Below are 26,067 nucleotides of genomic sequence, written 5' to 3'. Positions count from 1 at the left end.
ACCTTGGACCCACTTACTCTTTCTCTTTCTTATATTAAGTAGGGTTATGGTGCGTCTGTATAGCAGAATTAGACTGCCAATTATTTAGGTCGCGTTTACTTATTCTAATAAAATAGCCCGAATCTACTCTTCATTACCTACTCTTCATGACTCAGAATAAAGTTATTAATCGCTTTTGATATCAGGTCTTTCTTCATTGAAGTGCGGGAAACGGGTTCGTTGAACCAGAAACTCATTGGTTGGTCGAAGCCGATACCGTGCATGTAGTTGTAGATTGCTTTACGCAGTCCTTCGCCCAGCATGTCATGATCCGTTCCGGTCGGGTCGGTGAAATCGACATCGTTTTCAGCAAATAAGATCTCTGGGCGTTCAGCAAGGGTGATACCAAATTGCTCTGGGTTCATGCCTATCGGGCTGTGGATGGTGGCGACAAAACGGTGCCAATAGGCTGACTGGAAACAACCTAGTTCCATCATCTGACGCACCATTTCTAGCGAGTCTATGGTTTCTTGCTCGGTTTGTGTTGGGAAACCATACATTAAGTAAGCGTGAACCATAATACCGGCATCACTGAATGCTTTGGTTACATGGGCTACGCGCTCAACGCTGACGCCTTTTTTCATCAGTTTAAGTAGACGATCTGACGCTACTTCAAGGCCGCCACTGACGGCGATACAACCTGAATCTGCCAGTAATTGACAACGATCTGGGCTAAAAGTCCGCTCAAAACGGATATTGCCCCACCAACTGATCACTACGCCGCGTTCAATGAGACGTTTTGCAAACGCAAATAAGGTTTTTGGTGGTAAGGCTTCATCGACAAAATGGAAACCAGTTTGTCCGGTTTCTTCGACAAGCTCTACGATTCGGTCAACCAGCACATCGGCGCCAGCGGTATCGTAGCGGTCAATATAGTCCAGGCTGACGTCGCAGAAGCTGCATTTACGCCAGTAACAACCATGGGCTATGGTCAGTTTGTTCCAACGTCCATCACTCCATATACGGTGCATTGGATTAAGCATTTCACATAAAGACAGGTAGTCACCTAGTGGCAGGCCATCGTAAATTGGGGCGCCAACTTCGCTTTGTGGAATATCATGCAGCTGTGTGTTTTCATTGAAATGGACATAGGGCTGGCCATTTTCATCTTCTGCGAGAAAATAAGTTCGCACTAAATCGTCTATCTCACGCTTACCTTCAAAGTATTCCAGCAGAGTGATAAGCGGGCGTTCGCCGTCGTCCAGACAGATAAAGTCAATAAACTCAAATACACGAGGATCTTTTAGTGCGCGCAGCTCGGTATTAACAAACCCGCCGCCGATGACGATAGGAATGTCTGGATTAATGGCTTTACAGGTTTGCGCAATACGTAACGCGCCCAGCATATTACCGGGAAACGGCACGGTTAATGCGACAACACTTGGTTGGGTGTCTTCCAGATACATCTCGACCAGCTGCTCCAAAATTTCAGAGCTGAAACTCGGTTCACCCATGAGGGTGTCATAGAGGTTGTCAAAACTTGGGTTAGCCGCAGCTAATTTCTCGCCATAACGGCTGACTTCAAAGTAGGGATCAACGCCCTGAGTAATAACGTTCGACAGATCATTAATAAACAGAGTGGCCAAATACTTGGCTTTATCTTGTACGCCTAAATTACCAAAGGCGGCTTGCAACACGTCGCCAGATACCGCTTCCATCTCAGCAATTGCATCAAACGCTGGGCCTTCGGGTAAAAAACGACGCGTGTTAATGCGCATAGCAAGGCTGGGATCTTTGCCTTGTAAAAAGCGAATGGCAGGTTCTACGGTGAGGTGATAACGCTCAAATTCAGCCAAAAAATTAAAGATGACATCTGGCAGTTCGTCGTCTTCAAAGTGTTCGAAGTTTTCTTCTACGTGCTGACGAATAATCTCCAGCGCAGGCGCTGTCATCATCTCAAGGAAAAGCTCAATCGCAGGATCTCGCTGAACCGCCTCATAGCCTCGTGAGCGTAAAAAACCGGTTAAATACGCTGTTGCTGGATACGGTGTATTCAGCTGGGTCATCGGTGGAGTCATTAGAAGAACGGTCATAGCCTGCCTTGATCGTAAAAGCGGATAAAAATGAGCTCGCATTCTAACAGTAAAAATAGTTCAAATCCTGTTAATTCCGGCTTTCATCTGGCTTGTTAGTAGGTATCATGTTTTCGCCACATGATGACGATTGGAAGAGAATAGTATTTTTTGAATGATATTAAAGGCTAATGGCTTATCAATGATCAATATTTTGATCTTTTAAATATGAAGGGCAGTTCGAGTTGTTATTGCTCTTAACAAAGAGCAATAACAACGGGCAACTGATGACGGTTAATTGGTAAGAATAGGCTTTAAATAGCCAGAGCCAAGTTGGCGCATTTGTTTTTCACCCCAAGCGACTCTTTGGCGCAGGTATGGGGTTAAATTGTTAGGGTTTCGGTTACGCGGACTCGGCAACAACACTGCTAGGCGCGCCGCTTCGTTGTTGGATAAATAGCGGGCCGATTTATTAAAATAGTGCTGGCTAGCCGCTTCTACGCCGTAAATACCTTTACCAAATTCGGCTACGTTTAAGTACACCTCTAAGATACGCTTTTTGCCCCAAATCGCTTCAAGGCTCACGGCCAATATGGCTTCTAACCCTTTGCGAACGAAGCTTCTACCCGGCCAAAGTAATAGGTTTTTGGCGGTTTGCTGGCTGATGGTACTGGCACCACGCAGACCTTGGCCGTCGTCGTACTGGTTAAGGGCTTTAGTTATGGAGGTAAAATCGACCCCGAAGTGCTCTGGAAACAGTTGATCTTCTGCGGCCACTACGGCTAAAGGCATGTGCGCTGGCAGCTCATCAATGCTTACCCAGTGCTGACTAACCGGATAATCGCTTTGCAGCATAAATGACGTCGTCGGTGGTGGCACAAATCTAAGCAGCAGTAACAATAGCGCCAGTAATAGCAAAAATCGCCACATGACAAACCATGTCCAACCGAAAAAACCTCGTTTACGATCTGTCATTCACTGCCTCATGTTATGTTTAACAAGCCTGTGTGGGGCGTTGTCGTTTTCGACGTGCAGAGTATAGGATATTGGGCATTAAGGCCAAAGGCTAATCAACGTCGTGCAAACTTTATATCTTAACTGACGTTTACCTCGTGACGGTGCGTAGAGTCATTAAGTCATGCGGTCCTAATGTCCTTATGGGCTAATTAACTCGGTTGGGTTGTTAACAAGATAGTCTGTATGTCTGCCAAGCTGGTTTGCCATTGATGATAATCAAGCCGAATAGGATAGGCATTGTTATCGACCATCAGCACTAATGAGGGAAATCCTTGAATGGGAAGTTGGCGAGCAAAATTGATTTCGCTGAGTAATTTATCTTCTATTTCATCAGCGCTTAATTGCTCTGTGAACAAGTCTGCGGGGATCCCTAATTGAGTCGCAATCGATACCAAAGTATCAACATCAGATGGATTACGCGCATTAAGGTAATAAGCCTGTTGAATGGCGTTGATCATTTGTTGCTCTAGCCCATATTGGCGAGCAATGATGCTAGCTCTGCATGCTGGATACGTTGAACGCCTTGGTTGGCAATGCTGCCAAAAGTCGTGATTAAATTCTGTACCTAATTGTTGGTTAATCTTATGCCAGGTTTGTTGTAACATTTGCTGCATGGGTTGCGGCATGGGTTGGTCGGAGTCGGGCGCTAAACCACCCACTAGATACTGTAGACTCAATTGCTGACCAAACTGCTGTTGTAGTTGAACTTGCAGAGCATCCCATGTGGGGCGATATCCCCAACACCAACTGCACATTGGATCGTGAACATAATAAAGTGTTGTGTTTGCCATTGTGGACCTCATTGTTAGCTGTTTACTCACTATCGTTTATTTGCTTGTCTATTTACCGTTACCGCAGTTAGGGTCATGTTTTATATTATTCAATCGGTCGGTAAAACAGTAGAAACTAAGGTTGTCATATTAATTCGATAATTCAGTCATATTCATTGCGTAAGCTGTTCCTGATGATGAATTTTTCAGCAAACCATTACAACTGACATTACCGCATTACAACATGGAGCAATAAGATGACAAGGAAAAAAAGTATAGCACTGGGTATCATTTCGGTTTTAACCAGTACGTTATGGATTTCGGGGTGTAACAGTAACGATAATAATGACACCACTGCAGAAGTGGATAAAAGTGTTAGCGCTCAAGTAGGTCCTAGGCCACTATTTTTAGTCGGTCAAATGCAAGACAGTGAGTTAAAAGATCAATTAGCGCAATGTGCTTCAAATTCATTTTACCGTACTGACTTTTCTATTGGTCATCGCGGCGCATCAATGCAATTTCCTGAGCATACCAAAGAAGCTTATCAAGCAGCTATCGATTCGGGCGCAGGTATTGTGGAATGTGACGTGACATTTACCGCAGATAAAGAGTTAGTTTGCCGTCACTCGCAGTGTGATTTAGCCACTACCACCAATATTCTTGCTATCCCGGCCCTAGCCAATAAATGTTCAGTGCCATTTTCACCAGCCGATGCCGTCAATGGCGTGAGTGCAACGGCAACCTGTTGTACCAGCGATATCAGTCTTGCAGAGTTTACAACCTTGCAAGGCAAAATGGACGGCTTTAACCCCAATGCCACCACAGTAGAAGAGTTTATGGATGGCACGCCAAATTGGCGCACCGACTTATATGCCGGTAATGGCACGTTAATGACTCATGCTGAAAGTATTGCCTTGTTTAAAGCTGCTGGAGTAAAGATGACTCCCGAGCTTAAGTCGGCCAGTGTCAGCATGCCGTATGATGGATTTACCCAACAAGATTACGCCCAAAAAATGCTAGATGAATATGCCGCAGCAGGCGTTGATGCATCGCAAGTGTTTCCACAATCGTTTAATTTAGACGATGTAAAATATTGGATAGCCAACGCACCTGAATTTGCCGATCAAGCGGTATACCTTGATGGCCGTGACGAGCAAGCTGGATTTGATCCGCAAAACAGTGCCACATGGTCACCGAGTATGGACACCTTAGCGGCAGACGGGGTCAAGATTATTGCACCACCTTTATGGATGCTGGTTACCGTAGGAGACAATAACGCGATAGTGCCATCTGAATATGCCAAAGCAGCAAGTGCCGCTGGCTTGAAGATTATTGCTTGGTCATTAGAGCGTTCGGGGCCACTGAGTCAAGGCGGCGGTGGTTGGTATTATCAGAGTATTGCTGACGTGATTGATAACGAAGGTGATACTTTTGAGCTGTTAGATGTACTGGCAAAAGATGTCGGGGTAATAGGGGTGTTTTCTGACTGGCCTGCCACAGTGACATATTATGCTAACTGCATGAATATGTGAGCTTAACTGTATTTCAGCCTTTCATTTAATGAGGGCGAACACAATAGACTAAAAAGGTGCCGACATTGTTGGCACCTTTTTATTTCAATTAACTATACTCGTGGATGGCAGAGTATTTATGGCTCGCTGCCCAGACAGCCCTAAAGCAAGTTGGTGATGAAAAATGCTAATGTTGCTATTGGTGTCGTATCGAAGTAACTGAAATCGCGGAATAAAGGCGATTTATAATGATGTTATTAGCCTTTAGTCTATATAGATTGCACTGGATGTCAGTGGTAGTGTAACTACATAATAATACTCATAACAATATAAAAAATAAGGATATTGCAGGATGAAATTAACCAAACGTTTTTGCATGATTGGCGCCGCTGCAGCGCTATCTATTAGTACGGCTGTTATGGCCGCGCCGACATTTATCAATATTCTCACCGGCGGAACTAGTGGTGTTTACTATCCTATCGGTGTGGCTTTATCTCAACTTTACAGCAATGGCATTGAGGGCTCTAAAACCTCAGTACAAGCGACTAAAGCGTCGGTTGAAAACCTCAATTTATTACAAGCTGGGCGTGGTGAATTAGCGCTTGCACTAGGTGATTCGGTATCGGCAGCGTGGGAAGGTGATCAGGAAGCCGGTTTTAAAGCACCGCTTAAAAAATTACGCGTTATTGCGGCAACTTATTCTAACTACATCCAAATTGTCGCCAATAAAGATGCCGGTATTAATAGTCTTGCAGATTTAAAAGGCAAACGTATTTCTGTCGGGGCGCCAAAATCAGGTACTGAGCTAAACGCTCGCGCTATTTTTGCTGCTGCAGGACTCAGTTACGACGACATGGGTAAAGTGGAGTTTTTGCCTTATGCCGAATCTGTTGAGCTGATTAAAAACCGCCAATTGGATGCGACTTTACAATCGTCTGGTTTAGGTATGGCAGCGATTCGTGATTTAGCCGCAACAATGGATATCAACTTTGTGGCTATCCCTGCGGATGTTGTCGCTAAAATTAATAATCCTGCATATCAAGTTGGGGTGATTACGGCCAATACTTACGAAGGCCAAACAGAAGATGTGAGTACGGTTGCGATACAAAACTTATTGGTAAGTCACAGTAAGGTGTCTGATGAGATTGCTTATCAAATGACTAAGCTGATGTTTGAAAACCTAGACCGTTTAGGTACTGCTCACTCAGCTGCTAAGGCGATCAGTTTAGCCACAGCGGCAAAAGATCTGCCTATTCCACTACACCCAGGTGCAGAACGCTATTACAAAGAAGTGAATGCGCTATAAGTAATAGTCTTAAGTTAACAGCGCTTGTTTGGTAAACCCAGCAAGCGCTTGTTTATTTCTGTCTTTCAACCATATTTGCTAACTTCTGTTTTAGATCAAGAGTGACTAATTGAGTCAACGTCATTTTTAGTCCACTCATTTTTCTGAGCTGAGGTTATTTAGTTGTAGTAAGTGTCGAGGCATACCATGAGCGATCCAACCCAAATTACCGAACCAGAGCAGGGCTTAAGTGCCGATACTCGCAACTGGCCGAAAGCCTTGTTTGCAGTAGCATTAATTTTTTCTATTTTCCAAATTACCACCGCGGCATTTCATCCAGTTTCGACACAAGTATTGCGCGCCGTACACGTGGGTTTTTTATTATTAGTGGTGTTTATTAGCTACCCAGGTATAGGCAAGAGTCAGCCATGGCAACCTTTGGCATGGATACTCGGTTTAGCGGGTATGGCAACCGCGGTTTATCAATGGGTGTTCGAAGCAGACTTAATTCAACGTTCTGGTGATTTAACCCAAAATGACATGATTATTGGTGTGGTGTTAGTCGCTTTAGTGTTTGAAGCCGCAAGACGAGTGATGGGAATAGCCCTGCCGATTATATGTGGTATTTTTTTGGCTTATGGTTTATTTGGCGAGTATTTACCCGGTGAGTTGATGCATCGAGGTTATGGTTTCGACCAAATAGTTAACCAGTTGGCCTTTGGTACCGAAGGCTTATATGGCACGCCAACTTATGTATCAGCGACCTATATTTTCTTGTTTATTCTGTTTGGGGCCTTTTTAGAGCAAGCTGGAATGATCCGCTTATTTACCGACTTTGCTATGGGCTTATTTGGCCATAAAGTGGGTGGGCCTGCAAAAGTGTCGGTGGTGTCTTCAGCACTCATGGGCACCATTACCGGTTCGGGGGTTGCCAATGTGGTCACCACTGGCCAATTTACTATTCCGCTAATGAAGCGTTTTGGTTATCGGTCTGCTTTTGCGGGGGGTGTAGAAGCCACATCCAGTATGGGCAGCCAAATTATGCCGCCGATTATGGGCGCCGTAGCCTTTATTATGGCTGAAACCATTAATGTGCAATTTATTGAAATAGCTAAAGCGGCAATGATCCCCGCGGTATTGTATTTTTGTTCGGTGTTCTGGATGGTGCATTTAGAAGCTAAACGCGCCAATTTATCTGGTTTACCTAAAGACCAATGTCCAGATCCGTGGGCAGCAATTAAGTTGCGTTGGTACTTATTAATTCCACTATTTATTTTGATTGGTTTGTTGTTTTCCGGTCGTACACCGCTGTTTTCCGGCATGGTTGGCTTAGCACTGACTGCGATTGTGATTTTAGGTTCGGCCATAATTCTCAATCTATCATCAGCTGCTATGCGGTTTGCTTTTTGGATAGCATTAGGGGTGATATGCGCAGGCTTTTTCCAGTTAGGTATTGGGGTTATGTTTGGCGTTATTGCCATGCTGGTGGTGGTTTGTTGGTTTGTTAAAGGTGGTAAAGAAACTCTCACATTATGTTTGCATGCATTAGTTGAAGGTGCACGCCATGCTGTACCTGTAGGTATTGCTTGTGCGCTAGTGGGCGTGATTATTGGTGTTGTGTCACTAACCGGTATTGCTTCAACGTTTGCCGGCTATATTCTGGCTGTCGGCCAAGATAACTTATTTTTGTCTTTAGTGCTGACGATGGTGACGTGTTTGGTATTAGGTATGGGGATCCCGACCATTCCTAACTACATTATTACCAGCTCAATTGCCGCGCCAGCGTTACTGGATTTAGGTGTGCCGTTAATTGTGTCGCACATGTTTGTGTTTTATTTTGGCATTATGGCAGACCTTACACCGCCAGTTGCCCTAGCGTGTTTCGCCGCGGCGCCAATCGCTAAAGAGAAAGGCTTAAAAATCAGTTTATGGGCCATTCGCATTGCCATTGCTGGGTTTATTATTCCGTTTATGGCGGTGTACGACCCTGCGTTAATGCTCCAAAGTGGTGGTGTGCTAGAAACGGTTTATGTGGTCCTTAAAGCGACGGTGGCTATTGGTATTTGGGGCGTGATATTTACCGGCTACTTATTACAAAACCTATATTGGTGGGAACGTGTTTTAGGCTTTATTGCTGGTGGCTGTTTGATTATGGCGACACCGCTGAGTGATGAGTTAGGTTTTGGTTTGGCACTGGCGTTTATTTTGCACCACGTATGGCGTGCACGTAAGCTAAAACGTTTAGCGCAGGGCGAATAATGCTAGGGCTATGTTTGGGTTTAGCAGGCACGATTTGGGCTCAAGTGCCTGCTGAACAGATGACATTGTCTTGGACTCACACAATTGAGAAAATTCGTTGGGCCGAAGATTATCGATTAACTAATGAAGGTTTTATTTTAGAACAAGCAAGGGTAAAAGGCAGTGGCGCAGGAATGGAAATCCCTGCCGATGCGGTGTTAAAAGATGGCAGTTGGCACTACAAACCGCATTTACCTATTTTGCCAATGCTAAAGTTGGGCCGCACGCCAGAAGCAGGCGATTATCAGCTATGTGTGTCATCGACTCAGGCTGGGCAACAATGCCATTCTATGAGTTATTGGGTGGGTGAGCCTACCACTGAGCAGCCCTCCATTGAGCTATGGGGTTGTGATATACCAGTATGAGTTTGGTGTGTTAATCATGCCAATAAGATGTATTTAGACATAAAAAAAGCTGAATCAATTGATTCAGCTTTTTCTTTATTTGAGATGTTTACATCGAGTTACTTTGCAAAGGCATCTTGCAGTGCAGGTACAACTTGTTTTTTACGGCTTAATACGCCGTCTAACCACACGCGACCATCAACGGTAGGTTTACCGTAAGCGCGCTCAGTTAAGTCTGCTGAATCAGAAACAACTAACATTTCTGAACCTTCTTTCATGATATCGGTTAGCAGCAATAATACGCTGTGACGATTGCCTTCAACTTTCAATTTAGCAATATCTGCTTCTAGGTCAGCTTTGATGTCGTCAAATACAGACAAATCGATAACTTCTAATTGGCCAATACCCACTAGGTTACCGTTCATGTTGAAGTCTTTAAAGTCACGCATAACAAGGTCACGCGCTGGCGTGCCTGCAACTGCTGATTTTACTTTAAACATGTCCATGCCGAGTTCTTTAAAGTCTTCTACACCGGCGATTTTTGCTAACGCTTCAACGCAACGGATATCGGCAGTGGTACAGGTTGGAGATTTGAAAATAACCGTGTCACTTAAGATGGCGCACATCATGATACCAGCGATGTTTGCTGGAATTTCTACTTGGTAGAAATCGAACATCATTTTAATGACGGTGTTGCTGCAACCTACTGGACGGATCCAACATTCTAGTGGAGTAGAAGTGGTTAGGTCGCCTAATTTGTGGTGGTCGACAATACCGACGATAGTCGCTTGAGCGATATCATCTGGCGCTTGAGTCATTTCTGAATGGTCAACAATATAGACTTCTTCACCAGCGTAACTGGTTTTATATTCTGGTGCTTCAAAACCAAATTTTTCTAAAATAAATGCGGTTTCTGGTGATAGCTCGCCTAAACGGGCTGCAATTGCCGGTTCATCGATTTGGTTTTTTAAATATGCTAATGCTATAGCACCACAAATTGAATCTGAATCAGGGATCTTGTGACCCACTACATACATTGCCATTGAAAGACTCTCCTATAAAGTTGCCCTGATTTTAACAAGAATTGATCTTCATCGCATTAAAAAATACCACTTCAACGGTTCAACTTACCACATGAGTGTTATCCATGATGATATGCGTGTTTAATTGACAAAAAAAGGCCCCGAGCGGAGAGTCTCGGGGCTTTTTCTATTTTACACAGGGTAAGTGCATATTTGTCTTTAGCTTGGGTATAACAATGATATTGAAGTCTGTTTCAGTGTTCTATTGAGACTATCTCAAGTGCTCTGTCGAGGTGCTTCTTGTGCTCGAATTAACTTTAGCAGACTTCTATCAAATAGCGATGTCTTACTCATAACTCAGTAGTAGGACTGAGCGTTGGTCATGTTTTAAGGTTATACCCGTATCTTTATCACCACTTTGCGGACTTTTTGTGGTGTAGGGCTGGTGCCCGGCATATGGATGTCACCAGGAAAAAATAATGCAAACATGCCCGCTTTTAGCGGAATAAATGCCGCATCATCTTTGTTAGATTCATAGTCGTATTCAGCATAGTCATGCTTGTCAAAATAAGGCTTAGAAGGCGTTTGATTGGCTAACGGTAAATAGCCAAATTCTTCTTCACCGCTAACCACATACTGCACATCAATATACTGTTGATGAACTTCAAAGGGTTCGATCTCTTTAGGCTTAGTTTCATAGTCATTGACGATAACGAAAATGTCTTTTCCTTCAAGCGGATAGTTGCCCACTTCAAGCTGGCTAAAGTCGGTGTCCGCGAGATGAGCTAATGCTTTGGCTAATCTCGGGCTAAGTTGAGTGTATAGGTGGCGATTTGCTAAAGTATCAACAATCATAAAAATTCCGTAAGATAAGAACCATAAAAATATGCTAGCGTGTTAGCGCTAAAGCATACAGTTTTACAAAGATAACAGCATTACAAATATAAGAAGGATTGTACATTGCCTGCATTACGTTTACTTGCTGGACCAACGGCTTACGAACAACTAGAAGCGAATGGCTTAGATCAATCATTATTTACTCAGCTCTTTGCTGCATCAGGCGGGCCTAAGTGGCTGGCGATAGCAGGCTTAGATAAATATTTATTTAGTGAGTTTTTTCAGGGGCGCGAAGATCCTCTTTATACTATGGGCGCATCGTCGGGTGCGTGGCGTTTAGCTTGTATGGCGCAACAAGATCCATTAGCGGCTTATGAACGTTTAGAACATTTTTATATTCATCAAAATTACGAAAAAAAGCCGACGCGTGAACAAGTCAGTGCCCAAGTATTGCAAATTGTTGATGGCATTTTAGGTGAACAGCAAGGCGCGGATATTATTGCTAATCCGTTAATTCGTCATCATATGGTGGCCTGCCGTGCCCGTCATTTAAACCGCATTCATGCCAAATTTGGCTTAATGATGGGATTATCGATGGCAGCGGTAAGTAATGTCATCAATCGAAAAAGCTTAGGCTGGCACTTCGAGCGGGTTATTTTAAGTCATAAAGACGCCGCATCACCTTTTAGACGTTTGAAAGATTTGCCCACCAAACATGTCGAGTTAACTCAAGACAATATCCGTCATGGATTACTAGCGACAGGATCTATCCCGCTATTGCTCGATCCGGTAAAAGATCTGCAAGGCTCGCCAAAAGGCCATTATTACGATGGAGGCATAACCGATTATCATTTTGATATGCCATTACCCGCTGCGACAGGGTTAAGTTTGTATCCGCACTTTTATCCGTACATGAGCCCTGGTTGGTTTGATAAATCCTTGTTGTGGCGTAAAGCGAAAGCGAATTATCACAATGGATTAATTTTAGCACCGAGTAAGCAATTTATTGCAAGCTTACCGTTTAGTAAAATTCCTGACCGTGAAGACTTTAAAAATTTAGATACTGAAAGTCGAATTGCTTATTGGCAGCAAAGCGTGCAACAAAGCCAGGTATTAGCTGACGAGTTTGCTGAGATTGTCGCTTCCGGCACTATTATGGATCGTATTGAGCGTTTATAAGATCCAATAAATTGAATGTTTTTTGTACTTTTTTTGAAAGATAGTCGTATTGATTAAGGTCTATTGGAGTAGGGTGTAGCGAAAACGGGTGGTTATGTCGGTAGTAAGCATTATATTATGCTGCTTAAGTTGTTGAATAATTAACCACTGCTACACTTGTTTCATTGATTTGACTTTGGTTCAGTAACTTCACCTATGGTGTAGGAGGCTGTTATGCAAACAAAAGAAGTAGCATTACTGATTCAAGATGCAGTGCTATTACCCGGTGGACGACTTGAAATTCGAGTTGTGGCACCGAGTGATTTAGCCATGGTTGCCGATGTATTAAAAGGTCACTATGGTTTAGCATTTGCGCCATTGAAAGTGAATAGCGAACTGCCTTGTTATATTGCAGCAACCCAATGCAATATTATTGATTTCAACCAGTTAGATGATAATTCTTTAAGCATCGTTGTTGAGGGAACACAGCGTCTTAAAATTTTATCTGCCGCGCAAAAACGAGATGGTTGTTGGATTGCTCGTGCGCTCCCTTGCGCTAATTGGTGCCATGAGCCCATTGCGGGTGAGTTTGAAATTATCAGCGCCGCACTTGAACAATTTTATCAAGTGAATCCAGATTTACTGGAATTGTATTCACAAACGCATTTAGAAGATGCCGCTTGGGTGAGTCAGCGTTGGTTAGAGGTTTTACCTATGTATAACCGTGATAAGCTGATTTTAGTTGAACAACCTAATTGCCATAAAACCATGGATTTTGTGCTGCAATTACTAAAATCTCACGTGGATGTATAAGCGCAATATTGTGTTATCGGTATCGAGATAATCAAGATACATTTTCGGCCTAGCCTGATAAGATACCTTCTCGTTTGAACCTTACCTTCATCTTTATATAGCCAAGTTGTTTATGCCTAATTCATCAAACTACACTGCGGATCATCCTCAATCCTCTTCCCAAACACCAAGCGCTGCCATTGCCGCTCAGCCTTCGTATATTGTGTTGCCGCGTGCTAATGAATTAGCAGGTAAGCAATACCACACAGTAGTTGAGTTTTTGGTCGATCATTTTAAGCAAATCGATGCCAGTGTGTGGCAGCAACGGATCAAAGATGGCAAAGTTCATTGGCAAAATGGTGAGTTAATTACCGCAGACAGTGTCTATCAAGCCACTGCCAAAGTGTATTATTACCGCGAAGTGCTGGCCGAAACGAAAGTGCCTTTTGCTGAGCAGGTGTTGTATCAAGATCTTGATACCATTGTGGTTTATAAACCGCATTTTTTACCTGTTACCCCAGGCGGAAATTACGTCAATGAATGTTTAGTGCATCGCTTACGTATCGCCACTCAAATAGATACGGTCGCACCGGCGCACAGGCTCGATAAAGATACGGCTGGGGTGATGTTAATGACGCTCAATCCGCAAACACGCCATGCATATCATCAACTATTTTTAGATGACAAGATCACTAAAGATTATCAGGCCATCGCTAAATTAACGCCTAGGTTGGTGAGTGAATTAGCCGATAATACTTGTACGCTTCCTATTCATTGGACTGTTCAAAATCGTATTGTGGCGGCAAATCCAAGCTTTACCATGCAGGTGGTTGAAGGCGAGGCGAATAGTCATTCTGAAATCAGTTTAGTGGCGGTAAAAAATGGTTTTGGCTTATTTGAGTTAAGTCCGATTACCGGTAAAACTCATCAATTACGTGTACATATGCAAAGTTTAGGCATGCCGATTTTACACGACCGCTTTTATCCAGTGCTACAACCTAAAGGGCCGGACAACTTTGATAAACCATTGCAATTGTTGGCTAAACGGTTGCGCTTTACCGATCCAATCAGTGCTATTGAACAAGATTTTCAGTGCCAAGGTTTGGATTTTTAGTTGGTTATTTAGCGAATAAAAAAACCGCCATCGTAAAGTCGATAGCGGTTTTTTTGTATCAGCTTATTGCTGTTGCAGTGAGCTTATCTGAGTATTAGTCAGCTTTAGTATGTTTAATACCTTTACGATTTTTCATTGGGTCGCCATCATAACCAAGGGCTTTCCAGTCTAAACGCTCGCCTTTGTTGTGGCAGTCATTACACTGTAGTGCCTTGTCTTTTGGTGACACCATGTGGTTGATGCGCCACCACATCTCAGTTTCAACAAAACCATGCTGGCCACTGTATTTAAGTCCTTTCTCTATCATGGTTGGGTTAGCTTCCATGCCTAATTTGGCAGCTAAGTCCCAATCAAACTTATCCCAGTAGCCACCTTCACCGTACGTTTTAGGGGTTATTAGAATATTGAGTTTAGTATCATAGATTTGCTTACCCGTGTGCACTTTAAATGGGTAGATTTTAGCTTTAGGGTCGCGAATATCACCTAATGGATAAGCTAATTTAACCGTTTTAGTTGGGTCCATTTTATCGCCAGCCATATACGCATCGGCGCGGCCATTAAACCAGGCATATTGTGGTTTAACGTCTTTTTGCCAAATAAAGCTGCCTTTCTTTTTCATAAAGGTGTGCTTGCCGTATTGGTCTGTTGTTTCAGGAAGATCTTGACCTGCCTGTGACCAATCCCAACGCATTTTGGTGGGTTCATTTTTAGCAAATGATGGTATGTGACAAGTCTGACACGCTACAGTTGCTGTGTGTGTATTGAGCTTTTTATTTTTGTGAGGCGCAGCATCATGGCAATTTACACAACCAATTTTGTTTTCACCACCAGGTGATACGCCCATCGAGTTACCGGTAATTTGATGATTTTCAGTAACGTGACAAGTTTGACACTGGAAGTCATTGCCATCGGTATCCATGTGGACATCGGTCGCTTTGTCTGGATAAGACATTGATGAGTCTAAATCGCCGTGTTTAACCGCATCACCGCCGCCACCGTAAAAGTGGCAACTGCCGCAATTGTCACGCACGGGAGCACCCACATTTTGGGCAACATTGGCTAAATTGACTCTTGCTAAGGCCTCGCCTGCGCCCGCAGGATCTTTAATGTAAGTTCCTGTGGTGTCGTGACAGACTAAGCAATCGACTTTGGTCATGTCTTTAAAGTCGAATGTAGAATCTTTCCAACCATAACCGGCATGACAACTGGTACAACGCGGTTCGTTACCCGATATCGATACACAAAAGTTGTTAATGCTGTTCTTTTTACCACGCATCACTGTGCGGTCAGGTAGTTTTTGCTCTAACTCCCAAGTCCAATGTGAAGATTTCATAAACTCTTCAGCATGTTCTTTATGGCAGGTTAAGCATTGTGTCGTCACTTCAGGGCCATTAGCAAAAGGCCCTTTCAGCGCCTCTTTGTGGTTAAAGGCAGCCTGTGCGCTACTGCTTAATAACAGTAATACAGCCAGTGCTGATAATAGTTTCATGATATTTGTCCTTACCCCTGAGCTTGTGCTCAGGGGGGCCAAGTTAGAAGGTTAAGTTAGCGTTAGAAGTTAACGGTCAGTGAGGCATTGACGTCATAGGCGGTGTCAACAACGGGCAACATTGAGTACGCGCTACCGGCAATCACATCGTCAACCTTCATCGGTGCACCTACTGGTGAGCCACTTCCGGTATATTCATAGTCGTAATACAAACCGGCTAACTTGATAAACATTTTTGGATTAATATCAAAGATATAATAAGCTTCGGCAACGTGGCCGCGAGTGGCTAACTTACTGCCGATTGGGTCGTCTTGTGCTTGGGTGAAGGGACTCCAGTATTTAGAACCGTAGTTATATTCCAAACCGAATTTGCCGTATGGTGCAGGAATTTGCATGCCCACATAAATGCCGTAACCATCTTTGGTGTCGCTATCAACGGTTTCTTTTGGCACCATAATGATTTCAGTTCCAGTGCTGTTCAACTCTGCTTCAAATACTGCATCGCTTAACATGCCACCGAACAAACCAGCATTGCCGTTAGGTTCAGCACGAGTCCATCCTAATGAGGCAAACATTTTCAGGTCGTCATCGGTTTCATAGGCATAACCTAGGCCACCTAAGTACATATCACCAATGACACCGCTTGGTTGTACGCGGGTGACGAAGTTAAAGTTGTCGAATTTTTGCATGTCTTGATACATGGTTGGGGCAAAGATACCCGCCAGTTGAGTAGGGAATGCCATGGTGCCCGTAAAGCCATCATTGACATCTTTAGCACCGAATAAAGTGAACTGTAAGAAATGGTTACCGTCATTAATCACGTCGATATTAAACCCGCCGAGGTGGGTATCTTTAGTGATGATGTCACCAAATAATTCGCCATTGCCGTACTGTGACTCAAAGCCTTGACCATAGCAAAAACGCACTGTTTGGCCTTCAATACCGGTGATATCACCCAAGTTGTAACCTAAGGTAAGACCATCAAAGTTGAAATTGACTAAGTGACCAGATGGCGTGCCGCCTCTGAGTTCATTTTCACGATAATGATTTGGTGGACCGTACGTTGAAGGACGACGTCCAATAGAAAGGTAAGTGCCACTGCCGTTAATGTCTTTCCAATTAAAATAGGCGCGCTCTACTTTTAACTCATCACCACTGGTGCTACCGCTACTGGTGCCGTCCATGGTGAATGAATTCCATGAGTCGAATACTTTAACCCCAGCAGAGTCTCCCCAGCTCTTAAACATGGTTAAGCGTCCTGCAAAGCTGACGTTATCCCACACTTTGGCGTCAATGTTTAGGCGTAAACGAGTTGTGTAAAATATATCATTATCAATGTCTTGTTGGGTTTTTTGGCCTAACAACATTGGCATAACGCCTTGAAGCATACCGCTTTGAAACGCGCTAGCTAAATCAGGGTTTGCCATCATCATTTGGCCTAAAGGTGAGGTAGCACTGTTTGGATCGCCAAACACTCCTGACATGGCTTTAGCGCCAAAGTCAGAAAAGTTAACGTTCATGGCTGGGTTCCAAGTGACGTTTTGATAATGTAATGAATGTGCTTTAGTTCTAAAATCACCCGTAATGGCTATTCTGTCTAAGGCTGTGTGACGCTCGGTTTTGTCAACTCGTGAATTTAAATCATCAAGATCTTCATTAATAGTAGCGAGTTGCTGTTTAAGGTCGGCAATTTTTTGTGCATCGGTATCTGCTGCTAGGCTTGCGCCGCTCATAAAGAGCGCGTTAGCCACTAATATTGAGATGAGAGTTCTCATGGTCTTTCTCCCCTTTATTTGCCAACTAACAAGGTCAATTTGGCAAATTTTTTGTGTCAGAATCCCTGAGGCTAAGCCTCACAGTTTTTCGTTTGGTTTATTGGCTGATGTTTCTTTTAGAACGAAAAGATACTCAGCATTGATGATTTAGCCGCAGGTAGCTGGTTGGTCTGAATCGGCGGCGTGGTCATATAAGAACTGTTGAATGTCTTTTATGTCTTTTTCTGATAAGGCTTCAAAAACGGCAGGTTTGGCTTTGTGCTTATCACGGGTGAAAAAACGATCCCATTGGCTCATGGTTTTGGTCATTGGGGTTAATTCAGGACCTTCACTGTTAGCGCTGTGGCAGGCTTTACATTCTTTTTTGTACAGGTGCTTACCTTTTTTAGGATTACCACCATCTGCGGCCATCACTTGGGTGCCAAGTGATAATGCCATAGCAACTGCGATACCAACTTTAATGTAAGTGTTCATCATTTTGTCCTCTGTCGGGCTTATTAGGGTTGTGCATTAACAGCATTTAATTATTTCTTTGCTGTAAACAATGTTACCTAAAAGTGAGTAGTGTTAATTTGAAGTAGATCATATCCATGAGAAAAATCTAATTGAAAAAAAGTTAATTGAAAGAAATCTAATGAACTAGTGTGATGTGGATCTATTGCGCCAAGATGAGGATTTTGCTAGAGGAGATAAAAGTGGTTTTTTTGATACTTATTGATGGCGTTTTTAGGTGAGAAATAGACTGCTTGATAAATAGAAGGGGAAGATTTTAATCATTATTAGCGAACAAGCCCATTGATGGCTGGTTTTGTTTACAGGTACAGAATAGCTGATTAGCTCATTAACGTGTTGGTCGACATAATCACTAATACAGTGGCACTAATACTACATAACACTAAGGTGACTATGCGGGTTTTATCTTTATCAACGCGGCCAATTAATCTACCTGAGACAAGATAACCAGCAACGACTGAAGGCAATAATAGCAGTGATAGCCATAAATGCTTCACTTCAACTAAGCCGACGATGGTTAGAATAGCTAAGGCAATTAATGAGCTAAACACGAAAAAGGCAGATAATGCCGCTCTAAACTGACTTGGGTCTTGGCCTGCAAGCAAAATGGCCATTGGTGGACCACCGATAGCAGCAATATTGCCAAATATGCCTGAAAATACCCCAGCGATAAATAAACTGAGGCGATTAATGGGGGCGGTAAAGCGAAAAATGCTAAGAATAACAGCAATAAACACAATGCCTGCAATCACTAAGCCGAGTATGGCTTGTGGGGCAAACAGCAATAATCCAGCGCCTAAAAACCCCCCAGGGATCCGCCCGAGTAAGGCATATTGCAAACCATTAAATTGTAGGTGACCGCGTTCTCTAAATAAGGTCATTGCAGAAATGGCAAAGCCCATAACAATAATAGGAACAGGAACTAATTGAGGATTAACAATATACAGCAGCGGGCTAGCAACAACGGCTAACCCAAAGCCAATTAAGCTTTGGGTTAGCGCGCCAAAAAACACGATAATTGATGCCAGTATCAAGGTCGTTGGATCGATAAATGACATCATAAGTTCTCTTTAAAAACATGACGACTTCTTATTAGGGTCGTTTCAAAGTCTGTGAGGTATTGACTAATCAGTGAATTATTCGAGCTCTTCCCACTCGATACCCATATCATCCATTAACTTTTTCGCTTCACTTGGAATGCTATCAGGCTGATCTTTTGATAGATCACCGTCATAAGGTAATGGTTGACCTGTGTACGCATGCAAAAATGCTTCGCATAGCAGTTCACTGTTAGTTGCATGGCGCAGATTATTTATCTGGCGACGCGTCCGCTCATCCGTCAGTACTTTTAATACTTTTAAAGGGATAGAAACCGTAATTTTTTTTACTTGTTCATTTTTTTTGCCGTGCTCGGCATATGGGCTGATATATTCGCCATTCCACTCAGTCATTAACTTACCCTTAACGATAAATACGCTGCAGATTTTAAACCGTTACAATCTCTAGTCAAATTATTGCTACTATTTAATCCCGATTGCAAATAGATTTCTTGATGTTTAGACGTCTAAACGTCTATTTAAGTTGACGGATGGGGATCTCTTAGGTAAATTTGGACGTCTAGACATCTCTTTGTGTGTTTGTGAAATTTTAGGAGTCACCATGACTAAGCATCAAAACGCCACATTGGCCGTTCGCCAAGGTATTGAAACAGACACACAACATGGTGCTATCGTGCCACCGATTTATTTATCGACCAATTATTCATTCGATGGCCACAATAATCCGCGCGAGTTTGATTACAGTCGTTCGGGTAATCCTACTCGATGTATTTTAGGTGACGCACTCGCCAAACTCGAGCAAGGTGCTACCGGCGTGGTGACATGTACCGGCATGGCGGCGATTACATTGGTGACTAGCTTACTTGGCCCAGAGGATTTATTGGTTGTGCCGCACGATTGTTATGGTGGCAGTTACCGCTTATTTACTAACTTGGCCAAAAAAGGCCAATTTAAGTTATTGGTTGTTGATCAAACTGATGCGCAAGCGCTGAGCAAAGCGATAGCTCAAAAACCGAAAATGGTGTGGTTAGAAACGCCATCGAATCCTTTATTGCGGGTGGTAGACATTAATGCCATTAGTATCGCTTGCCATGACGTTGGCGCGCTAGTGACAGTCGATAACACCTTTTTATCACCAATATTACAGCAGCCATTATTATTAGGTGCAGACATTGTTATTCACTCAACCACCAAATACATCAATGGTCATAGCGATGTGGTCGGTGGAGCGGTAGTGGCTAAAGATCCTCAAGTGGGTGAGTTGTTACATTGGTGGTCAAATACTCTTGGGCTTACGGGTTCAGCATTTGACAGTTATTTAACCTTGCGAGGCTTACGTACTTTAGCGGTACGAATTCGTGAGCATCAACGTAATGCACAAAAGATTGTTGAGTTACTCAGCGCCAGTGATGTTGTGGCCAAGGTGTATTATCCGGGTTTAAAAGACCATCTAGGTCACGAAATTGCGGCAAAACAACAACAAGGCTTTGGCGCTATGTTAAGTTTTGAGTTAATCGGCGGCGAAGCGGAAGTGGTGGCATTTTTAAAGGCGCTGTCGTTGTTTAGTGTTGCCGAAAGTTTAGGCGGAGTGGAAAGTTTAGTCGCCGTTCCGGCCACCATGACCCATAGAGCAATGGACCCACAAGCAAGGCAAGAGGCTGGTATTAAAGAGACTTTATTGAGACTATCTGTCGGTATTGAAGATGCAGATGACCTCTTGGCCGATATTCAAGCAGGCCTAGCAGCTGTTGCCGCGATAAAATCAGCTTAATTCGAGTTTAAGTTAGCTGTGGTTTCGACCAAATTGGGTAAAATAGCAAAACATGCACTTGCAACACTATTGGTTTCAAAATAGAAGTCTAGCAGTCGCAACAAAAGTCGTAGTTGTTTAAGGAGTCAGTAATGACGCGAAGTCATTTACATAAGTTTGGTGGTTCAAGTTTAGCGGATGCAGATTGCTATCGCCGTGTTGCACATATTCTACTTACGCATGGTCAGAGTGATGATTTAGTTGTGGTATCCGCCGCCGGAAAAACGACTAACTTCTTATACAAATTATTGAGCCTGCGTGACAGCGGTCAGTTGTGGCAAGAAGAGCTGCAAATTCTGATCAGTTACCAGCAGACGTTAATTGAACAATTATTATCAAACGAGCAAGCGCGTGATTTACGCGAACGTTTGTCTACCGACAAATCTCAGTTAGTCAGCTTATTATCTTTAGAGCAACGTAACGATTACCAATTAAACCAAGTGGTGAGTTTTGGTGAACGTTGGTCGGCGCGCTTAATGGCCGCTTTGTTACGAGAAATGGGCGTAGCTGCGACTCATGTCGATGCGTGCTCTATTTTGGTAGCCGATGAAGGCGCCGTACCCAATATTTTAGTGGCTGAGTCTCGTGACAAGGTACAGGCCTTATTAGCCTTGCACCCGCAAGAGCGTTTAGTGATCACCGGCTTTATATGCGCTAACCGCCACGGCGATACCTTATTGCTGGGTCGCAATGGTTCTGATTTTAGTGCCACCTTAATTGCCAGCTTAGCTGACATTGAGCGTGTGACCATTTGGACCGACGTTGAAGGGGTATTTAACGCCGACCCGAATAAAATTAATGATGCTAAATTACTCAAGAGTATGTCATTAGCCGAAGCTGACCGCTTAGCGCGCCTGGGCTCTCCTGTACTGCATTCTCGTACCTTACAGCCGTTATTTAATACCGACGTGAGCCTAGCGGTACGCTCAAGCTATGCTTCACACACCGACTTTACTTTAATCGCGCCACTGAGTTCATCAGCGAGTGCGCCTGTGGTCACTAACTTAAATGAAGTGGTGTTGTTTAGTTTTAAAATGAACGCAGACATTGAACCATTGTTGGCCATTTTGGATAAAGCAGGTATCACACCGTTAGCTTATTGGTCGCTAGCACAACATAAGTTTGAGTTGGCGTTAACGCTTGAAAGCCAGAAACAAGTGCAAGCTTTACTCACTCAATACAGCAGTGAATTTTTGATTGAAGAGTTGAGTGCCCAAACTGACTTAGGCCTAGTGGCATTAGTCAGTGCCGATGCTCATCACTTTAGACGCAGTTTTGCCCGACTACTCAGCCGTGATGCCAAACCGATTTATCAAGATGCATTAAGTTTGGTCACTTTAGTCCCGCAAGCTCAAGTGAGTTTATTGACCCAAAAAGTACATCGTCGTTGTGCTGGACCAAGAATGCGTATTGGAGTGTTATTGCTGGGAGTGGGTAACATTGGTGAGGCGTGGATTGATTTGTTTAAACGCGCCAGTCCAGCATTAGATCACGAACTTGAAGCCTCTGTTGAGCTTGTTGGTTTAGTCGGTTCGAAAAAAGCATTAATTTCTAACGACGGAATTAACCTTGAACAATGGCAGCAAGATTATCAACAGCAAGGTATTGAATGGGATTATGATCAGCTTTTTGATCAATTAGCGCAGTTATCATGCGATGAAATTGTCGCCTTAGATATCAGTGCGAGTGCTGCTTTAACCTTACAATATCCCGAGCTATTTGCCCGTGGTATTCATGTGGTAAGTGCCAATAAATTAGCCGGCTCAGGGCCATTGCCATTTTATCGTGAATTAAAGCAGCAGCTGAGTAATCGCCGCTTATTTTGGCGTTATAACGCCAGCTGTGGCGCAGGTTTACCTATTCAACATGCGTTAAATGACTTACGTAATAGTGGTGACACTATTGAAGCTGTGGGTGGTATTTTCTCGGGCACGTTATGTTGGTTGTTCGAAAATTATGATGGCAGTAAGCCGTTCTCAGAATTAGTACTGCATGCTCGCAGTTTAGGCATTACTGAACCTGATCCACGCGATGACTTATCTGGCCGCGATATGCAACGTAAGTTGTTAATCTTGGCTCGCGAGATTGGTTTAGCGGTAGAGCTAGACGATATTAGTCTTAACTCATTAGTACCTCAAGCTTTAGCAGAGTTGTCACTAGAAGATTTTTTAACACGCATCAGTGAGTTAGACGATGATTTGTTGCAGCAGTATGTCGCTGCGGCTGAACAGAACAAGGTGCTACGTTATGTGGCTTCGCTGGATAAAGTGGAAGGTAAGTTACAGGCTGAAGTGGGTTTGCAGTGGGTTGATAATAATCATCCTTATGCCAATTTAACCCCAGGGGATAATGTGTTTGTTATTCGCAGTGCGTTTTATCAAGGTAATCCATTGATTATTCGCGGCCCAGGGGCTGGGCGTGAGGTGACTGCTGCAGCTGTGCAGTCGGATTTGGTGCATATTTGCAAAGACTTGTTGCAAGAGTAGTTTTGTTAAAAAAGACCATTATTAATGGTCTTTTTTTATGTCATCTCGGGAATGTTTATGAGCTGAAATTCAGCTCTTTTCTTTATTTGCCGCAAACCGCTCAACGCATAAATACTAAAATGTTAGATGACAAGTGTTCACATCTTGAAATGGAGTTCAAAATAATGATGAAAATCAAAGTATTTACTAAAGTGTTAAAACCTAAACTAAGCTTTTGGATGAAACCGATAGAACAAGCTGATTGTGGTTTACAAGACGAAATTAATTTATGGTTATCCACACAAACATCTATAGAAATCACCGAAATTAAACAAACTCAAAGCGGTGGGTCATTTATGCCAGCGACGTTAAATATTACCATTTGGTATCAGTAATCTAATGAGATTGTTCCATGTAAGCTTAATCATCTCCTCGACATAAACGAACAATAGATAATAAAAATGAATAGGTAGCATAAAGCTGCGTCCTTATTTTAAGTGCTGAAAAAGCTTAATAATAGAAGGGCTTAGACTTTTTATTATATGAATATCCGATCGAGAGTTCGACCAATTTGAAGTGATGTTTATGGATACTATTTTTGCGAGTATTTAAAGATTGGCCCAGTCTTTAGTTATCTTTATTTATTCTCAGGTAACGAATACTCTTAAGGCGACACAATCTAAGCCCTTGGGTGCTTAGGCTTCTTCTACTGCGTCATCTTTTAATGATTCAGCTGTTTTATCGGTTAACGTTATTAATAGGCCTGTGAGTAGGCTCATGCTGTAACCGAGTACGGCGCCGATAATAAGTGGTGGAATGATAGCGGCTATATCAGCATTTAAGGCAAAAGTGATGCAACAACCGATAAAGGTGCCGGGAATAAAGGCGAAGTTTTTATTACTGGCTTGTAAGCACATAAATGCGGTGACAATGCCTGTTAATGCATAGCTGATCATTGGCGAACCTAGAACACCGCTGCCTGCAATAATTAACCAGCCCCAGAATACACCGGAAAGATTGGTCATCATCGCCATCATCATGCCTTTAGCACCTGTTTCTGTTTGAGCGAAAAAGGTACTGCAGCCCAGAAAGCCGACCCATGTCACGAGATGAAATACATCAGCAAGACCAGCCCAAACAGCCGCTAATAAACCAGCAGAAATTGCAATTTGCCAACGATGCGCCATGGTTGCCTCACAAAAGATTAAAATTAGAACGGTGAGTTCTAAATTTAGCACAATAAACTAAATTTAGGCAGTTAGGTTTTACAAAAGTCGATCCAGTTCGCAAATAAAAGCAACTGCTAATAAAACCAAACGTTATGCAACTCGATAATTGTCAGAGAGTCATCATGTCTACCGCACATTAACACCAGATATAGTCACTAATGCTATTAACTTTGTTAGAACCTAAGTGTTAGCGCACTTTTTAAAAAATAATTTGAACATTATCAAATGACACTGTTTGCAGGCTGATGAACAAAAAGCCTGCAGATAGATGAACAAACGGCTGTTTTCAGCCGTTTTATATTGTCTATGATTTAGGCCTAGCGTTAATGTGATTATTACAAATTGCTTATTGATGGTTTTTTAGCTTGACTTAGTATGCAGTTAAACTAGTATATGGACATATAGACGTCCAAACGGCCAAATGATTTAGGTTAAGTTAATCATTTAAGCTGATTGGTATAGACTCCTAAGTGTTACAGAAGTTAAAGGAATACATTATGGCTTTTCATCATGCACAACATGCCCAGTCGTTAAATCAGAGCTTGTCTGAGCTGAATGATATTAATGTGTCTTTTGAGTTTTTTCCGCCATCAACGCCAGCAATGGAAGAGATTTTGTGGAATTCTATTCGTCGTTTAGAACCATTGAACCCTAAATTTGTATCAGTAACATACGGTGCCAATTCTGGTGTACGTGACCGTACTCATAGCGTGATTGAACGTATCCAGAAAGAAACCAATCTACTCGCTGCGCCGCATTTAACCTTGGTTGATGCTAGTGATGAAGAATTGGTTGAGCTGGCAAAGCATTATTGGAATTCTGGTATTAGAGACATCGTGGCATTGCGCGGTGATTTACCTGACGGTAGCCCAAAACCAACTCGCTTTGCCAATGACTTAGTGCGTTTACTGCGCTCAGTGGCCGACTTTGATATTTCGGTAGCGGCGTATCCTGAAGTGCATCCTGATGCGCGTAATGCGCAGGCCGATTTAATTAACTTAAAGAAAAAGATTGATGCGGGTGCTAACCGCGCCATTACTCAATTTTTCTTTGATGTTGAATCCTACTTACGTTTTCGCGACCGTTGCGTTACAGCTGGTATAGATGTTGAGATTATTCCAGGGATATTACCTGTGACTAACTTTAAACAGACTAAGCGTTTTGCTGGCATGACCAATGTCGCTATTCCACATTGGTTACATCGTCAATTTGAAGGTTTAGATGACGACCCAGCAACACGTCAGTTAGTGGGTGCCAACGTTGCTATTGATATGGTGAAAGTATTGTCCCGTGAAGGTGTTAAAGATTTCCATTTTTATACCCTTAATCGTGCAGAACTAACGTATGCCATTTGCCATACATTAGGCGTGCGTCCAAAGTAGTACAGTGTAAAATTCACTCAATTAAAACCCTGTTAATGGTTCCATTAACGGGGTTTTTGTTTAAATATTCGACGTTTGCCGTATTCTTTTTTGAATATATTTAGCCTATGGTGGTAAGACAATAACCAATAACCAATAACCAATAAC

At 43.0% G+C, this 26,067-nt stretch carries 22 protein-coding genes; 11 read left to right on the top strand and 11 right to left on the bottom strand.

The annotated features are described in order from the left end of the window. Positions 1–137: 137 nt before the first annotated feature. The 3 genes from AAEY99_RS09030 to AAEY99_RS09020 form a co-directional block, all read right to left on the bottom strand. Positions 138–2,072 (bottom strand): B12-binding domain-containing radical SAM protein, encoded by a 1,935-nt coding sequence (locus tag AAEY99_RS09030; protein WP_182744796.1) that lies wholly within the window; start codon positions 2,070–2,072, stop codon positions 138–140. Positions 2,073–2,345: 273 nt separating this feature from the next. Next, complete coding sequence (gene mtgA, locus AAEY99_RS09025) at positions 2,346–3,026, bottom strand: monofunctional biosynthetic peptidoglycan transglycosylase (protein ID WP_182744795.1); 681 nt, start codon at positions 3,024–3,026, stop codon at positions 2,346–2,348. Positions 3,027–3,217: 191 nt separating this feature from the next. Then, the gene (locus tag AAEY99_RS09020) at positions 3,218–3,859 is read right to left on the bottom strand and encodes a DsbA family protein (RefSeq protein ID WP_351010162.1); all 642 of its coding nucleotides are present in this window, start codon (positions 3,857–3,859) and stop codon (positions 3,218–3,220) included. A gap of 236 nt (positions 3,860–4,095) precedes the next feature. On the opposite strand from AAEY99_RS09020, the gene AAEY99_RS09015 reads away from it, so the two are divergent. The 4 genes from AAEY99_RS09015 to AAEY99_RS09000 all read left to right on the top strand — a co-directional run bounded on the left by AAEY99_RS09015 (position 4,096) and on the right by AAEY99_RS09000 (position 9,297). Beyond that, the gene (locus AAEY99_RS09015) at positions 4,096–5,370 is read left to right on the top strand and encodes a glycerophosphodiester phosphodiesterase family protein (RefSeq protein WP_351010159.1); all 1,275 of its coding nucleotides are present in this window, start codon (positions 4,096–4,098) and stop codon (positions 5,368–5,370) included. Positions 5,371–5,701: 331 nt separating this feature from the next. Then, positions 5,702–6,655: a TAXI family TRAP transporter solute-binding subunit gene (locus AAEY99_RS09010; protein ID WP_011638983.1), complete on the top strand. Its 954-nt coding sequence runs from the start codon at positions 5,702–5,704 to the stop codon at positions 6,653–6,655. Between the two features lie 204 nt (positions 6,656–6,859). After that, the gene (locus AAEY99_RS09005; protein WP_059745940.1) at positions 6,860–8,893 is read left to right on the top strand and encodes a TRAP transporter permease; all 2,034 of its coding nucleotides are present in this window, start codon (positions 6,860–6,862) and stop codon (positions 8,891–8,893) included. Then, positions 8,893–9,297 (top strand): DUF1850 domain-containing protein, encoded by a 405-nt coding sequence (locus tag AAEY99_RS09000; protein WP_350978906.1) that lies wholly within the window; start codon positions 8,893–8,895, stop codon positions 9,295–9,297. The genes AAEY99_RS09005 and AAEY99_RS09000 overlap by 1 nt, the downstream gene beginning before the upstream one ends. Before the next feature lie 98 nt (positions 9,298–9,395). Here AAEY99_RS09000 and AAEY99_RS08995 read toward each other — a convergent pair whose 3' ends face one another. Next, complete coding sequence (locus AAEY99_RS08995; RefSeq protein ID WP_351010156.1) at positions 9,396–10,319, bottom strand: manganese-dependent inorganic pyrophosphatase; 924 nt, start codon at positions 10,317–10,319, stop codon at positions 9,396–9,398. A 372-nt stretch (positions 10,320–10,691) separates the two neighbouring features. Continuing rightward, the gene (locus AAEY99_RS08990; protein ID WP_101085105.1) at positions 10,692–11,153 is read right to left on the bottom strand and encodes a NanQ anomerase/TabA/YiaL family protein; all 462 of its coding nucleotides are present in this window, start codon (positions 11,151–11,153) and stop codon (positions 10,692–10,694) included. Between the two features lie 105 nt (positions 11,154–11,258). Between AAEY99_RS08990 and AAEY99_RS08985 the strand changes: the two genes are divergently transcribed. From AAEY99_RS08985 to AAEY99_RS08975, 3 genes are all read left to right on the top strand, one after another. Beyond that, entirely contained in the window at positions 11,259–12,314 is a 1,056-nt protein-coding gene (locus AAEY99_RS08985) for an alpha/beta hydrolase (protein WP_101085106.1), read from the top strand. Positions 12,315–12,527: 213 nt separating this feature from the next. Next, positions 12,528–13,106 (top strand): LON peptidase substrate-binding domain-containing protein, encoded by a 579-nt coding sequence (locus tag AAEY99_RS08980; RefSeq protein ID WP_351010151.1) that lies wholly within the window; start codon positions 12,528–12,530, stop codon positions 13,104–13,106. A 112-nt stretch (positions 13,107–13,218) separates the two neighbouring features. After that, positions 13,219–14,199, top strand: a complete 981-nt coding sequence (locus tag AAEY99_RS08975; RefSeq protein ID WP_182744792.1) for a pseudouridine synthase — start codon at positions 13,219–13,221, stop codon at positions 14,197–14,199. A gap of 94 nt (positions 14,200–14,293) precedes the next feature. Here the strand turns inward: AAEY99_RS08975 and AAEY99_RS08970 are convergent, their stop codons facing one another. From AAEY99_RS08970 to metJ, 5 genes are all read right to left on the bottom strand, one after another. Continuing rightward, complete coding sequence (locus AAEY99_RS08970) at positions 14,294–15,688, bottom strand: tetrathionate reductase family octaheme c-type cytochrome (RefSeq protein ID WP_182744791.1); 1,395 nt, start codon at positions 15,686–15,688, stop codon at positions 14,294–14,296. Between the two features lie 62 nt (positions 15,689–15,750). Next, on the bottom strand, positions 15,751–17,463 hold the full coding sequence (locus tag AAEY99_RS08965) for a DUF3373 domain-containing protein (RefSeq protein WP_351010146.1): 1,713 nt from the start codon (positions 17,461–17,463) through the stop codon (positions 15,751–15,753). A 147-nt stretch (positions 17,464–17,610) separates the two neighbouring features. Beyond that, positions 17,611–17,940 carry a c-type cytochrome gene (locus AAEY99_RS08960; RefSeq protein ID WP_101085111.1) on the bottom strand — a complete coding sequence of 110 codons (330 nt, stop codon included), beginning with the start codon at positions 17,938–17,940 and terminating at the stop codon, positions 17,611–17,613. A gap of 356 nt (positions 17,941–18,296) precedes the next feature. Further along, complete coding sequence (locus AAEY99_RS08955; RefSeq protein WP_335691226.1) at positions 18,297–19,037, bottom strand: sulfite exporter TauE/SafE family protein; 741 nt, start codon at positions 19,035–19,037, stop codon at positions 18,297–18,299. Positions 19,038–19,112: 75 nt separating this feature from the next. After that, positions 19,113–19,427 carry a met regulon transcriptional regulator MetJ gene (metJ, locus tag AAEY99_RS08950; protein ID WP_011638970.1) on the bottom strand — a complete coding sequence of 105 codons (315 nt, stop codon included), beginning with the start codon at positions 19,425–19,427 and terminating at the stop codon, positions 19,113–19,115. Positions 19,428–19,635: 208 nt separating this feature from the next. Here metJ and metB point away from each other — a divergent pair, with 208 nt between their 5' ends. From metB to AAEY99_RS08935, 3 genes are all read left to right on the top strand, one after another. Then, positions 19,636–20,805 carry a cystathionine gamma-synthase gene (gene metB / locus AAEY99_RS08945; RefSeq protein ID WP_351010142.1) on the top strand — a complete coding sequence of 390 codons (1,170 nt, stop codon included), beginning with the start codon at positions 19,636–19,638 and terminating at the stop codon, positions 20,803–20,805. A 131-nt stretch (positions 20,806–20,936) separates the two neighbouring features. Next, on the top strand, positions 20,937–23,330 hold the full coding sequence (locus tag AAEY99_RS08940) for a bifunctional aspartate kinase/homoserine dehydrogenase II (protein ID WP_162023934.1): 2,394 nt from the start codon (positions 20,937–20,939) through the stop codon (positions 23,328–23,330). Positions 23,331–23,494: 164 nt separating this feature from the next. Then, a complete protein-coding gene (locus tag AAEY99_RS08935; protein WP_350997593.1) occupies positions 23,495–23,704 on the top strand; it encodes a hypothetical protein in 210 nt (69 codons plus the stop codon). Positions 23,705–24,004: 300 nt separating this feature from the next. On the opposite strand, the gene AAEY99_RS08930 is transcribed toward AAEY99_RS08935, so the two are convergent. After that, positions 24,005–24,496 (bottom strand): DUF1097 domain-containing protein, encoded by a 492-nt coding sequence (locus AAEY99_RS08930; protein ID WP_351010139.1) that lies wholly within the window; start codon positions 24,494–24,496, stop codon positions 24,005–24,007. A gap of 539 nt (positions 24,497–25,035) precedes the next feature. Between AAEY99_RS08930 and metF the strand changes: the two genes are divergently transcribed. Beyond that, positions 25,036–25,920, top strand: coding sequence for a methylenetetrahydrofolate reductase (gene metF, locus AAEY99_RS08925; protein WP_011638965.1), 885 nt, complete (start codon positions 25,036–25,038; stop codon positions 25,918–25,920). Positions 25,921–26,067: the final 147 nt, after the last annotated feature.

The organism is Shewanella sp. S1-58-MNA-CIBAN-0166 (genome assembly GCF_040310085.1).
Lineage (GTDB): Bacteria > Pseudomonadota > Gammaproteobacteria > Enterobacterales > Shewanellaceae > Shewanella.
This window is presented reverse-complemented; position numbering and strand designations above follow the sequence as displayed.